12 protein-coding genes, 1 tRNA gene and 1 riboswitch are annotated in these 12,608 nt (G+C 63.7%); of the genes, 3 read left to right on the top strand and 10 right to left on the bottom strand.

Annotated features, from left to right (window positions below; translation table 11 throughout):
* Positions 1-68: 68 nt before the first annotated feature.
* On the top strand, positions 69-2,132 hold the full coding sequence (locus OOZ63_RS20660) for a LamG-like jellyroll fold domain-containing protein (protein ID WP_266007495.1): 2,064 nt from the start codon (positions 69-71) through the stop codon (positions 2,130-2,132).
* Positions 2,133-2,179: 47 nt separating this feature from the next.
* Complete coding sequence (locus tag OOZ63_RS20655) at positions 2,180-2,959, top strand: PEP-CTERM sorting domain-containing protein (protein ID WP_266007494.1); 780 nt, start codon at positions 2,180-2,182, stop codon at positions 2,957-2,959.
* 32 nt (positions 2,960-2,991) lie between these two features.
* On the opposite strand, the gene OOZ63_RS20650 is transcribed toward OOZ63_RS20655, so the two are convergent.
* Entirely contained in the window at positions 2,992-3,204 is a 213-nt protein-coding gene (locus OOZ63_RS20650) for a hypothetical protein (RefSeq protein ID WP_266007493.1), read from the bottom strand.
* Here OOZ63_RS20650 and OOZ63_RS20645 point away from each other — a divergent pair.
* A complete protein-coding gene (locus OOZ63_RS20645; protein WP_266007492.1) occupies positions 3,191-3,451 on the top strand; it encodes a hypothetical protein in 261 nt (86 codons plus the stop codon). The two genes, OOZ63_RS20650 and OOZ63_RS20645, sit on opposite strands and share 14 nt — an antisense overlap.
* Positions 3,452-3,465: 14 nt before the next feature.
* A riboswitch (cyclic di-GMP riboswitch) is annotated at positions 3,466-3,562 on the bottom strand.
* Between the two features lie 191 nt (positions 3,563-3,753).
* On the opposite strand, the gene OOZ63_RS20640 is transcribed toward OOZ63_RS20645, so the two are convergent.
* The 9 genes from OOZ63_RS20640 to cysS all read right to left on the bottom strand — a co-directional run bounded on the left by OOZ63_RS20640 (position 3,754) and on the right by cysS (position 12,395).
* Complete coding sequence (locus OOZ63_RS20640) at positions 3,754-3,996, bottom strand: hypothetical protein (protein ID WP_266007491.1); 243 nt, start codon at positions 3,994-3,996, stop codon at positions 3,754-3,756.
* A 65-nt stretch (positions 3,997-4,061) separates the two neighbouring features.
* Entirely contained in the window at positions 4,062-5,096 is a 1,035-nt protein-coding gene (locus OOZ63_RS20635) for a Fic family protein (RefSeq protein ID WP_266007490.1), read from the bottom strand.
* Positions 5,097-5,492: 396 nt separating this feature from the next.
* Entirely contained in the window at positions 5,493-6,056 is a 564-nt protein-coding gene (locus OOZ63_RS20630) for a phage integrase central domain-containing protein (protein ID WP_266007489.1), read from the bottom strand.
* Positions 6,057-6,517: 461 nt separating this feature from the next.
* Positions 6,518-6,610, bottom strand: a tRNA-Ser gene (locus OOZ63_RS20625).
* Positions 6,611-6,657: 47 nt separating this feature from the next.
* Positions 6,658-7,929, bottom strand: coding sequence for an aspartate kinase (locus OOZ63_RS20620; protein WP_266007488.1), 1,272 nt, complete (start codon positions 7,927-7,929; stop codon positions 6,658-6,660).
* Positions 7,930-8,035: 106 nt separating this feature from the next.
* A complete protein-coding gene (tilS, locus tag OOZ63_RS20615; protein WP_266007487.1) occupies positions 8,036-9,379 on the bottom strand; it encodes a tRNA lysidine(34) synthetase TilS in 1,344 nt (447 codons plus the stop codon).
* Positions 9,330-10,301 carry an acetyl-CoA carboxylase carboxyltransferase subunit alpha gene (locus tag OOZ63_RS20610; protein ID WP_266007486.1) on the bottom strand — a complete coding sequence of 324 codons (972 nt, stop codon included), beginning with the start codon at positions 10,299-10,301 and terminating at the stop codon, positions 9,330-9,332. Before OOZ63_RS20610 ends, tilS begins: the two co-directional genes overlap by 50 nt.
* Positions 10,302-10,363: 62 nt before the next feature.
* The gene (locus OOZ63_RS20605; RefSeq protein ID WP_266007485.1) at positions 10,364-11,017 is read right to left on the bottom strand and encodes a DNA-3-methyladenine glycosylase family protein; all 654 of its coding nucleotides are present in this window, start codon (positions 11,015-11,017) and stop codon (positions 10,364-10,366) included.
* A 1-nt stretch (position 11,018) separates the two neighbouring features.
* Positions 11,019-12,395: a cysteine--tRNA ligase gene (cysS, locus tag OOZ63_RS20600; protein WP_266007484.1), complete on the bottom strand. Its 1,377-nt coding sequence runs from the start codon at positions 12,393-12,395 to the stop codon at positions 11,019-11,021.
* Positions 12,396-12,608: the final 213 nt, after the last annotated feature.

Below are 12,608 nucleotides of genomic sequence, written 5' to 3'. Positions count from 1 at the left end.
CAGGCGTCATTGGCGGGTCGCAGCCCGTGGGGACACTGGACGCAGCACTGACTCCCCTAGGCCCCCGCATGAACAGCGACTACACCGGCAACGCCGACCACAATTTGAGCGGCGAAGACGCGCCTACCCCTGACCGTCGCCAATTGCTGCGCGGCGCAGCCGGGCTTTCGGCATACGCGATGGGCGGCAGCCTGTTGGGCGGCGCGGAGCCGGCCGAGGCCGCGGGCAGCGCCGTCACCAGCTTTGCCCTTGCGGTGCTGCCCGATACACAGTTCTACGCCCGCTATGCCACCACCGACGAGGGCCAGCAGTTCCAAAGCCGCTACGGCTCGACGCCCTATGCGGCACAGACCGGCTGGATCGCCAGCAACGCCCGCAGCTACAACATCCCCTTCGTCATCCATCTGGGCGATGTGGTCGACCAGCAGGGCAAGCCCAACCAGTGGCGCGTGGCCGATGCCGCGATGCAGCAGTTGGAGGGCGCCGGCGTGCCCTATTCGATCCTGGCTGGCAATCACGACGTCATCAACGACTACGACTACCACCAGCCCTCCGACCAGGGCTTTGGCACGGACGCCCAGCGCCAGTTGGCGGCCGAGCCCTATCTGCAGTGGTTCCCGCGCAGCCGGGCGGCCCGACAGGCAACCTTCCGCGAGCGTGACAGCTCCGGTTTCCACGAATACCACGTCTTCGAATCCCACGGCATCAAATTCATGGTGCTGTCGCTGTCATGGCGCATCTCCGATGCCGGCATCGCCTGGGCACGCAGCGTCATCGCGCGCAACCCGACACTGCCGGTGATCCTGTCGAACCACCAACTGCTGAACATCGACAGCGACGGCATCAGCCCGCTGGAAACGGCCTACGGCAAGATGCTGTGGGCCAGGCTGATCAACGACAACGACCAGATCTTCATGACCTTGAACGGTCACCACCATGGCGCCGCCCATCTGCGCAAGTTCAATGCCTTTGGCAACGAGGTGCACCAGATGGTGGTCGACTACCAGATGGACTATCAGGGTGGCAACGCCATGATGCGGCTCTATGAGCTGGACTTCAGCAACAACAAGATCGATGTGATGTCGTTCTCGCCCTGGGTGGTCAGCAAGCCCAAGCATACGCTCAACCAGTTCGACTTCGCGGAGCTGACACAGGCCAACCATCGCTTCACGATCCCAATCAACTTTAAGAAGCGCTTTGCAGGCTTCCTGCGCTGGCGCCCGACGATGTCCAGCAACGGTGCGGCCATCTTGCCGCGCGTGCGCACCGAGCTCCTGGCCAACTATGTCGAGCCGCCGCCAAAGCTCAGCCGCCCGCCGGTCGACTCGAACGACTTCCCCTATGTGGCCGACACCTACGCGCACTGGCGCGCGCCGACCACCATCTCGGAGGGCCAGATCGTCAAGGTTGGCGACACACTGCCCGATGTTTTCGCGGGTCACGACATGCGGCGCGCGGGCCTGATCGGGCCCGCCATGGTGGGCGACGTGACCTGGTCGACCGACAAACACCGCTTGTCGTCGGCACCGGGCAGCGTGCGCTTTCTCAACAGCGACAAGACGGTGGGCCGCCTCAGCGCCTTCCTGACCGCGATGGGCGCCCCCGTCAACGGCCGCAGCTTCTGGACCGGCTACACGATCGAAGCATTCGTCAAGATCCCCGCCGACTGGGACGCGAGCAAGCATCGCTGGGGCAATCTGCTGGGCCGCCAAGGCAATCGAGGCGCGGTGCCCGGCGGCTACCAGGGCGGCGACCCGGAGGCCTCGAGCGTGCTGTTCGCGATCTCCAGCCTGCGCGAAGTGCAGTGGGAGGTGGTGCCGGCATCCAACTCACGCTACGCCCAGACCAACTGGTCGGGAGAGCTGATCCGCAACACCTGGTACCACGTTGCCATCGTCAACGATCCGGCGACGGCCACCACGACGCTGTACGTCGAAGGCGCGCCGGTTCTGCGCAATGTGAGCAACGCAGCAACAGGCACGCGCTCGCAGAACTCACCCCTGCCTTGGATCATCGGTGCAGGCTGGTGGGACGGAGTCCTCGACGACGGCTTTTACGGCTGGATCGGCGAGATGCGTCTGGTCGGCAAGCCCATCCCGCCCGAACAGTGGCTCACCGCGCGCCGTAACTGATGCTGCCAGCCGCCACTGCGGCCACCTATTCCTTGGAGTACTTTCCCATGTTTCAACGCCTTCTTATGGCTGTGGCGCTCGCCACCGCCCTCGCTCCGGCCGGTGCGGCCGAACAGTTCGAGGCCTCGGCCCACGTCTTCAACGGCAACGGCTATGGCCAGAGCTACCTCGGCGCTGGCGGCACGACCCCCCTCTACAACCAGGCGCTGGGCCAGGTGGTTGATGGCGGCAATGGCGCCTTTGACGCCTTTGGCTTCTACAACAGCGGTGTCGGCGCCCTGAGCCAGACGCGCCAGGTCGAGCTGCTCAGCGGGAACGTCTTCCGCTTTTTCGACACCTTCACCAACCACGGTGCGAGCAGCATCACGACTACGCTCAACTTCTTCGGCAACCTGGGCTCGGATGGCGACGAGTTGGTGAGCGCCGCCGAGCCCGGCCTGCTTGTCAGTTGCGAGGACGACGGCAGCGGCAGTTGTGGCAGCGATCCAGTGCTGGCGCTGGTCTCCGGCAACAACGGCTTGGGCCAGGCAACGATCACACCCGACCGCTACAACGTGAGTTTCTCCGTCACAGTGAAGCCTGGGGAGAGTCTGAGCTTGCTCAACTTCGCCTTCCTCGCCAGCGATGTGAACGGCCCGACCGTGTCCGACCTGTGGCTCGCCCAATCCACCGGCGCAGCGCTGCTGAGTGCTCCGCGCCTGGATGGCCTGAGCACGGAGCAGGTCGCATCCATTGCCAACTTCACGACGCCGGTGCCTGAACCGACGACCTGGGCCATGCTGGCAATGGGCCTGGGCTTGCTGGCTCTGCGCCGCTCGCGCGCTTGAGTTACGTTGACCCGAAGCGGTATCGCCCCAACTCAAGCCCTTCTTGAGAAGACCCCGTTGGCCTCGCCGGCCAGCAGTTGCACATCGCGGCCCGCCGCCAGCGTGATGCCGCCGGCTTCGCCGCTGTTGGTGGCGGCCGTGGCCTTCAGGTCCTGTCCGGCTTTCAGGACAATGACCCCTTCGGCCAGGATCTCGCCGCCGACGTCCTGCCGGCGTGCGGCTCTCCTTCTTGTGGTTGTTCGCATTCCAGTTCTGCTCGCTCGCGCTGGCGGTCTGCACCGTGCTGAGGGTCAGGTCTCGCCCGGCCTGGATCAACACGCCGCCCTGCGCACCGGCGTCCTTGCCGCCCGCGCCGCCCAGCGTGATCTGCGTCGCCTGCAGCGCAACATCTCGCCCGGCCAGCATCACCATCACGCCACCGGCGCTCAGACTAGCGACGCGGTCCAGCACAGTTTGCTGGGTCGTCACAAGGGCAGTGCACGCAGCGTTTGACGACCGATCACTCGGACGGCAACCCCGCTATCTTGTCGCACCACCCACTGGGCAGGCACGAGACCGGAGGCTTTGCGTCACCGGCTCACACCGGTTTTGCCTTTAGTGACCAGAGGCCACATGACACGGATCGTAGCAATTCGTAAGCAAATGAAGGATCGGCCCTGGGGGTGATTGACAGACAGGAATCAATTGGCTGGGCAGCCAGGGCTCTTCGCCAGCCCCACCGACTACTCGTCACCCAGCAACATGGGCGAGCCCACCAGCGACTGTCGGCAGCACATGCTGCGATGCGATCCTTCTTAACGAGTCAATGTGATGCCGGAGCCCCGAACTGGCTGGCATGGACATCCCTCAGACCGAATCCACCCTTCTACTTCCGACCCCGGCTCAATCCGCCCGGCATGCGCCTGGACCGCCAGGCCGTGCAAGGCGGCCACCGCCTGCGCAAAGCCCTCGCTATCGCCGGTCTTGTACTGCCCGCTGACACGCAGATCCGACAGGCCTGCGGCCAGCACACTCAGCGTCGCGCTGTAGCGGTTCATTTCGGTCACCGCCCCAGCAGTGAGAGGTCTGCAAAGACCGCCTCCCCTTGCCGCCAGGCGCGGCCTCATCTGCGCCGCCCCGCGTCTATCCACCGCTGTGTCAAGCCTCGTGCAAGGTTGTACCGGGCACAGTTGTATTGCTCCAGCTGGTCGAGCTCGGTGTTTGCGATCAGGCGCAGCGCCGCGCTGTCAGCGGCATCGACATGCACATCTGCGAAGGCGGCCTCCAGCGTTCGGCCATGCAAGACCACGAACTGCATCAGCTCGTTCATGGCCTGCCGGTACTTGATCCGAATCGGGTCGGGCGCCGACAACGAGGCGCGCAGCACGCTGTACTTCTGAATCGAGCGGCGGTAGATGAACTCGAACAAGTCCACCGCCGCAGCCACGTTGCGCTGCTCGTAGAGACCGAGCATGGCGGTCGCGTAGTCTGAGCGCTCCACGTCAAGAAAGGACAGCGGCGCGCAGTTATAGAGCATGAGCGGCATGTTGGCGCTCAGACGACTCGTGCGCTTGTTGCCGTCCGCAAAGGGCTGCAGATAGGCCAGGTTGACCCACAGGAAGAAGGCGGCCTCAACCGGATTGCGGATGTTCCGCACCTTGTCGACGATGGCGTTCAGCGTCTCCTCAAGGAGTGAGGGAATGCTGCTGGGGGTGTAGACCGAGCCATCGATGTTCACCACGCGCCGGCGGATGCTGCCGATGTCGCGTGAGTCGCGAAGAAGGTCCCGCATCAGCTTGGCCTGCAAGTCGACGATGACGGGCACGATAATCCCCTCGGTCGGAACCGCATCGACCATGAACTCGATGGCGCTCTTGTGGTTGAGCAGCATCAGCGTGTCCTCATCGAGCGGGCCGCCTTGTTGGCCGAGCTCGAAGAGTTCCTTGGTGTCCAGCAAGCTCTTGTTGTTGCCCTCAAGACGCGATGACGACCAGGACAGGTCGATGAGCAACTGCTCGAGTACTTCGCGCGCGTAAGTTCCTGCCGGTTGCTGGTCCCGGCTGCGTCCAGCGTTGTACAGCTCCGTGGCCAGCTGGGGCGGTAGCAAGCTCGACTGGTTCGGGATGTAGCTGTTCACAAACCCGTTGTCGTAGCCCACAGGGGTGCGGGTGCCCAACGGTGCGCGAAGCGCCTCGACGATAGGCTGTGCAGCCGCTGACCATTGAAGGGCGCCAGTCCGGACCGGCGGTTGGGCGCCAGAGGGCAAAGCGCGCAGCACTGCCTCGGCAGCTGCGGTGGCCAGGTAGCGGGTCGAGCGGCCATCCCCCCGCTTCTCCAGAAAGCCGGCGGAAAGAAGGTCTCGCAAGTCCCGGTTGATGGTGGGCCGGGAGACCTGGAGCGCGTGCTCCAGCGCACTTGGCGCGACAGGCTCCCAGGCGTCAAGGACTTGGCGCAGCAGCGCCTCATGGCGGGGCGACAGCGTGGGAGGCGTCATGGTGCAACGAATCTTGTCAATCTCATCATTCTCGCCACATGACAAGAATAGATCGTAATCTTATCTCACCATGGCCGGATTGATAGGAATATTGACAAGATTACGCCCTGCATGACAGAGGCTCTCATCTTTCCCACCACAAGCCACGGTTGCCGCTCGATTGATGTACTTGTCGAGCCGGCGGATCTCCTTGACCAGCTTGAGCGCTCCCGCCGGGTCGGTGATCGCAGGGAAGCTTCCCTTCTTGTCGCGCTTGAAGCTGGTCAGGTGCCCGGTCGGCACCACCAACGATGCCAACAGGGGACGCCGCTCGTCGTCAATGCGAAATTCAAACATTTGCCGCAGCCACATGCGCAAGCGACGAAGCATGACCGTAGCACCGCGCACCTCGACCTTCCGCAACAAAGCCACGCAATCCGCACGAGTGACTTCGTGAGGCGCCTCAGAGCCGATTGCCGGCAATACATCTTTCAGGAAGCCGGCCTCGATGTTCCCACGATAGACGTCGCTGATCGTGTCGCCACGAAGGCTCAGCCAGTCTTCGTAGAGCTGACGAACGCTGTCCGCCTTGGCGGCAGTAACAGTCATCGCTTCATGCCGTTCAGCGCGCTTCTTCGCCGTCACATCGACGCCAAGCGCGGCGCTCTTGCGAGCCAGATCGGCTGTCTGACGGACATCGTTTAACCCAAACGTCGGCCACCGTCCGAGGGTGATGTCTTTTCGCTATCCATGGATCCGGGCCCTCAGCACCCAAGATGCACCGCTTGCTCGAACGACAAGCATGAGCCCATCACCGTCGGAGATCTGGACGGATTTGCGCTGGTCTTCGCGAGGGTGATAGCCGCCTTGTACTGCGACTGCAAGGCTGCTGGTGACAGGGTGTTGCGCATGATCGGCAGCATTTCCCACCAGGCCAAATCTCTTCCCACCAGACTTTTACTTCCCCCCCCCTTCCCACCATTTGCCTGAGATGCAGGGGGATATGCCAAGGGATCTCGTGAAACCGTCCTAGAATGAAAAAACCCCGTAAATCAACGATTTACGGGGTTTCTTGGTATGCCTTGGGACTGTACGAAACAGTCACTTGGCGGAGTCGGAGAGATTCGAACTCTCGATGCAGGTTTTGCCCACATACTCCCTTAGCAGGGGAGCACCTTCGGCCACTCGGTCACGACTCCAGCTGAGCCTCGCATTCTATACGAAGAATTCAAGGCTTCAAGGAATATCAGGCAGAAATTTCCTGATCCAGGTCGAAGGCCTTGTGCAGCGCACGGACCGCCAGCTCCATGTACTTCTCGTCGATCACGACAGAGGTCTTGATTTCGCTGGTGCTGATCATCTGGATATTGATGCCCTCTTCGCTCAGCGCACGGAACATTTTCGATGCCACGCCCACATGCGAGCGCATGCCGATGCCCACGATAGAGACCTTGCAGATCTTCGGATCGCCAAGCACTTTGGCAGCCTGGGTAGCCGGGCCGACGGTGCTTTCCAGCAACTCCATCGTGCGCGCATAGTCGTTGCGATGCACGGTGAAGCTGAAGTCGGTCTTGCCGTCCTGCGAGACGTTCTGGATGATGACGTCGATATCGATATTGGCCTCCGCCACCGGGCCAAGGATCTGGAAGGCGATGCCGGGCTTGTCCGGCACGCCCAACAAGGTCACCTTGGCTTCGTCACGGTTGAAGGCAATGCCCGACACGACGGCTTGTTCCATTTTTTCATCCTCTTCAAAACTGATCAGGGTGCCGGACTTGGCTTCCTCATTGATATCGATGTCCCAGGGCGTGAAGCTCGACAGCACGCGCAGCGGCACGCGGTACTTGCCGGCGAACTCGACCGAGCGGATCTGCAGGATCTTGGAGCCCAGTGAGGCCATCTCCAGCATCTCTTCGAAGCTGATGGTGTGCAGGCGGCGCGCCTCGGGCACGATGCGCGGGTCGGTTGTGTAGACGCCGTCGACATCGGTGTAGATCAGGCACTCGTCGGCCTTCATCGCGGCTGCGATCGCCACGGCCGATGTGTCGGAGCCGCCACGACCCAGGGTCGTGATGTTCTGATCTTCGTCTACGCCCTGAAAACCGGCGATGACGACGACCTTGCCGGCGGCAAGATCGGCGCGCACCCGCGCGTCATCGATGCTCTCGATGCGGGCCTTGGTGTGCGAGGAGTCGGTCTGCACCGGCACTTGCCAGCCTGTATAGCTGACGGCTTCCAGGCCCTCGGCTTGCAGCGCTATCGCCAAGAGGCCGACCGAGACCTGCTCCCCGGTGGCGGCAATCATGTCCAATTCGCGGTTGAGCTCGGGGCTCGATGAAGCCGGTGACAGCTCCTTGGCCAGGCCCAGCAGGCGGTTGGTCTCACCGCTCATTGCCGAAGGCACAACCACCATCTGATGCCCGGCACGCGCCCATTTGGCGACGCGCTTGGCCACATTGCGGATGCGCTCGGTGGAACCCATCGAGGTTCCGCCGTACTTGTGAACTATCAGTGCCATGGGGATTCTTCAACGCGGGGGTCGAGGCCCTGAATCGGGCAAGGGGTGCGCCGCGGTCGCAGCCCTCGATTCTAGCTGCCGCACTGCAACAAGCGACGCCTGGGCGTTACATGCGAGGCACAGGACGCCAGTCCAGGCGCAGCTGCGGCTCGCCTGGCCGGGCCAGGCAGCGTGCATCCAGGCCCAGGCCTGGCACGAACAGCAGCTGGGAACCGGCATAGAGCAGCGGTGCGCCGCGCTGCCAGGCAGGCAAGGCCGCTCCCTGGAACGCCTTCTTCAGGCTACGCGGCGGGCCGGCCGCATGACGCTGGAACTGCTCACCGCCCTCTCTCGCGCGCATCACGAGCGCTGCCAGGCGTGCAGCGGCTACGCCGCCTTGCTCGACGGCTTCAACAATCCACTCGCCCTGCCAAGCCGGCACGGGATGGACGCCTGGTCGCTCCAAATTCACCTCAACCGTAGGCGCCGCGGTCGCAGCCTGGGCGGGGACATGCAGCAAGCGCCACCGATACAGCCTCAGCGAACCGCTGGCGCAAGGCCAGGCACCCTGCCCCGCACTCGACTCGCGCAACAGGCGCTGCACCAGGCTGGCCGGCGCCGGTCGGCCGAGCCGGACGCGCAACCAGGCCCGCAAGGCATTGCTGGCGCGTGCCGGCGACAGAGTCAGCAGACGCTCCATATCCAGGTCCTCGAGGCCTGCGAGTTGCGCCAGATCCGCAGCGGCCATCTCCTGCTGCAAGGCCAAAGCCTGTTGCGCCCACTCGGCCGCCTGCGCCAGGCTGGATTCGGCGGCCGGAAAAGCCTGGCTCAGCGCCGGCCACACTTGCAAGCGCAGGCGATTGCGCGCATAGCGAGGGTCGCCATTGCTGTCATCATCAATGTAGTCCAGGCAATGGGCCTGCAAATAGGCCTCGATGGCCTCGCGCGGCTGCGCCAGCCAGGGGCGGGCCCAGAGCAGGCCATCGCGCCATTGCTGCGCCGGCATAGCCGCCAGGCCAGCCACGCCGGCGCCGCGCAGAGCCTGCAGCAGCAGGGTTTCGGCCTGATCGCGGCGATGCTGGGCAAGCAATAGCAGATCGGCGCCGGCCACCTGGGCCATCGCGCTCAGCGCCGCATAACGACCCTCGCGGGCCCAGGCCTCGACGCTTTGCGTCACCGCCGGTGCGCCATCCAGACGTTGCGACAGCAGGCGCACGGGCAATCCCGAGGCTGCCCAGCGCTCGCACTGCCGCTCGCAGTGAGCCAACCAATCGTCAGCATGGGCACTGAGCCCATGATGCACATGCAAGGCTGCGACCTCGAGACCGAGTTCGCCGGCCTGATGGGCCGTCGCGTGCAGCAAGGCGGTGGAATCGCGGCCGCCGCTGTAGGCGACCGCTACGCAGCGGCGAGGCTGGGGCTCAGCGGCTCTTGGTGTCGGTGAAGCGACCATAGGCTTGCAGGCGCTCATAACGGCGCTCCAGCAATTCCTTGGGCTTCAGATCGCTGACCTGGCGCAGCGCATCGGACAGCGCACGCTTCAAATAGGAGGCCATGGCCTTGGTGTCTCGATGAGCGCCACCGACTGGCTCGTTGACGATCTTGTCGATCAGGCCCATGGCCTTCAGACGGTGGGCGGTGATACCCAGAGCGTCTGCCGCTTCGGAGGCGCGTTCGGCGCTCTTCCACAGAATCGATGCACAACCCTCCGGCGAAATCACCGAATAGGCGGCGAACTGCAGCATCAGCACCTGGTCGGCCACGCCGATAGCCAGCGCGCCGCCTGAACCGCCCTCGCCGATCACGGTGGCAATGATGGGAACTTCCAGCTGCGCCATCTCGAATATGTTGCGACCGATCGCTTCCGACTGGCCACGCTCCTCGGCACCGATGCCGGGATAGGCGCCCATGGTGTCGATAAAGGTGAAGACCGGTAGACCGAATTTCTCGGCCAGCTTCAGCAGGCGCAAGGCCTTGCGGTAGCCCTCAGGGCGCGGCATGCCGAAATTGCGCTTGGTGCGCTCCTTCGAATCGGCGCCGCGCTGGTGGCCGATGACCATGCAGGCCTGGCCGTTGAAGCGGGCTAGACCACCGACGATGGCCGCGTCATCGGCGTAATGGCGATCACCGTGGAGTTCCTGGAACTCGGTGAACACGTCGGCGCAATAGTCCAGGGTCTGCGGGCGCTGCGGGTGCCGGGCGATCTGGTAAACCTGCCAGGGCGCCACATTGGCGTAGATGTCCTTGGTGAGCTGCTGACTCTTCTTGCTGAGGCGGTCGATCTCTTCGGATATATCGACGGCGGACTCGCTTTGCACGTAGCGCAGCTCTTCAATCTTGGTGTCGAGCTCGGCGATCGGCTGCTCGAATTCGAGAAAATGTTTCTTGCTCATCCTGCTTAGGTCTTTCAGAGATGACGGCCCGCGATCGGTAGATGCGGGCCGAGATACCAGGGTCAGGGCTCCACCGGGAGCGGATCAAGGCTGCGCCAAATGTACCATGTGGCTACCGAGCGGTAAGGGGCCCAGGCCTCCCCGACCTCACGTCCCTCCGCGCGCGATACCGGCTCGCCGCTGAAGTAGTTCTGGCTGATGCCCTTGAGCAGACCGGGGTCGTCCAGCGGCATCACATTGGGCCGCATCAGGTGGAAGATCAGAAACATCTCGGCCGTCCAACGGCTGATGCCACGGATAGCCACCAGTTCCTCGATGATGGCTTCGTCGTCCATCTGCGTCCATTGACGCACATGCACGCGACCCGCCTCAAAATGCTGGGCCAGATCGCTGAGGTACTCGACCTTGCGGGCCGAGAGGCCGGCCGCTCGCAGATCAACTACCGGCAGCGCCAGCACAGCGGCGGGCTGGATCACGCGAGCGGTCGGCATGCTGATCAGCGCGGCGAATTTTTCCCAGGCCGCCTGCGCGGACTTGACCGAGATCTGCTGGCCGACGATGGAGCGCGCCAGGGTCGTGAACGCATCGCCACGCACCTGCAGCCGCGCCTCGCCGAACTGCGGGATGAGTTTCTTCATCACGCGGTCGCGCTTGGCCAGATGGCGACAAGCCTCGTCCCAGTAGTCCGGGGTCACCCCCGCTGCAGTACGTCCCACCTCAGGCCTTCATCCACGTGGTGCCCTGGGGCGAGTCCTGCAAGACAATGCCGGCGGCCAGCAGTTCTTGGCGGATGCGGTCGGCCTCGGCGAAGTTGCGTGCCGCCTTCGCGGCCGCACGGGCTTCGATTTGTGCCTGGATCGCGGCCTCGTCCAAGCCGCTGCCGGCCTGCAGATACTGGCGCGGCGGCTGCTGCAAAATCCCGAGCACGGCCCCCAGGCTCTTCAGCAAACGAGCTTCATCCAGCGAACGGCTGCGGTTCAGGCTGGCGGCCAACTCGAAGAGCTGGGCCACCGCGCCCGGGGCATTGAAGTCGTCATCCATCGCGACCCGGAAAGCGGCCGCCTGCGGCTGTGTCCAGTCAATCTCGCCGGCCTCAACCTCGAGGCCATCCAGCGCCGTATAGAGCCGGCGCAGCGCACTGCGCGCATCGTCCAGATTGGCATCGCTAAAATTGAACGGACTGCGGTAATGGGTGCGCAGCATGAAGTAGCGCAGCGTCTCGCCATCGTAGCGCTTGAGCACATCCTGGATTGTGAAGAAGTTGCCCAGGCTCTTGGACATCTTCTCGTTGTCGACATTCAGGAAGCCGTTGTGCATCCAGACATTGACGAAAGGCTTACCACCGCTGGCGCCTTCGCTCTGCGCGATCTCGTTCTCATGGTGGGGGAACTGCAGATCCTGCCCGCCGCCGTGGATGTCGAAATGCTCGCCCAGCAGCGCGCAAGCCATGGCCGAGCATTCGATATGCCAGCCGGGGCGGCCGGGGCCGTAAGGGCCCGAGTACTTGGCATCCTCGGGCTCGCTGTCCTTGGAGGCCTTCCAGAGCACGAAGTCAAGCGGGTCGAGCTTGCCGTCATCGACGGCGACGCGCTCGCCGGCACGCAAATCATCCAGCGACTTGCCGGACAGCTTGCCGTAGCCGGGAAACTTTCGCACCGCGTAGTTCACATCGCCATTGCTCGCGCGGTAGGCCAGGCCCTTGTTTTCCAAGGTGCCGATCAGGTCCAGCATCTGGCCCACGTAGTCGGTGGCACGCGGCTCATGCGTGGGCGTCTCGACGCCCAGAGCGCCGATATCCCGGCGCATCGCGGCAATCATCTCGTCGGTCAGCTCGCGGATGCTGATGCCCCGCTCAACCGCACGCCTGATGATTTTGTCCTCAATGTCGGTGATGTTGCGCACATAGGTCACCTTGAAACCCGAGGCCTTGAGCCAGCGCTGCACCACATCGAAAGCCATCATCATGCGGGCATGGCCGACATGACAGAGGTCGTAAATCGTCATGCCGCACACATACATGCGCACATGGCCAGGATCGATAGGGCTGAAGGGCTCGACCTTGCGGGTCAGCGAGTTGTAGATGCGCAGGGACATGGGATCTTGATTTGCCAGCGTCGGTCGTGAATCGGCGGCGAGCTCAGGGTTGGGCTGCGGACGCACTGTAGCGATTGGGACTTCGAAATCAGGCACTTCGAGATCGCATCAAGCGCGCAGCGGTGGGCCCCGTAGAATCGGCCAGTATAGCGGCTCGCTATTCGGCGGCGCCCAGGCCCCGGGCTCAGCGCCCAAGAACTTATGCACAGTCCT

This window comes from Paucibacter sp. PLA-PC-4, assembly GCF_026241155.1.
Taxonomy (GTDB): domain Bacteria; phylum Pseudomonadota; class Gammaproteobacteria; order Burkholderiales; family Burkholderiaceae_C; genus Roseateles_E.
Note: the sequence above shows the minus strand (reverse complement) of the source record. Positions and strands in the feature narration are given on the sequence as shown.

Coding starts and splice junctions, on each gene's coding strand:
- OOZ63_RS20660 (WP_266007495.1), top strand. CDS start 69: ATGAACAGCGACTACACCGGCAACGCCGACCACAATTTGAGCGGCGAA.
- OOZ63_RS20620 (WP_266007488.1), bottom strand. CDS start 7,929: ATGGCACTGATAGTTCACAAGTACGGCGGAACCTCGATGGGTTCCACC.
- tilS (WP_266007487.1), bottom strand. CDS start 9,379: ATGAGCGCCTGCAAGCCTATGGTCGCTTCACCGACACCAAGAGCCGCT.
- cysS (WP_266007484.1), bottom strand. CDS start 12,395: ATGTCCCTGCGCATCTACAACTCGCTGACCCGCAAGGTCGAGCCCTTC.
- OOZ63_RS20650 (WP_266007493.1), bottom strand. CDS start 3,204: ATGCGAACAACCACAAGAAGGAGAGCCGCACGCCGGCAGGACGTCGGC.
- OOZ63_RS20640 (WP_266007491.1), bottom strand. CDS start 3,996: ATGAACCGCTACAGCGCGACGCTGAGTGTGCTGGCCGCAGGCCTGTCG.
- OOZ63_RS20610 (WP_266007486.1), bottom strand. CDS start 10,301: ATGAGCAAGAAACATTTTCTCGAATTCGAGCAGCCGATCGCCGAGCTC.
- OOZ63_RS20655 (WP_266007494.1), top strand. CDS start 2,180: ATGTTTCAACGCCTTCTTATGGCTGTGGCGCTCGCCACCGCCCTCGCT.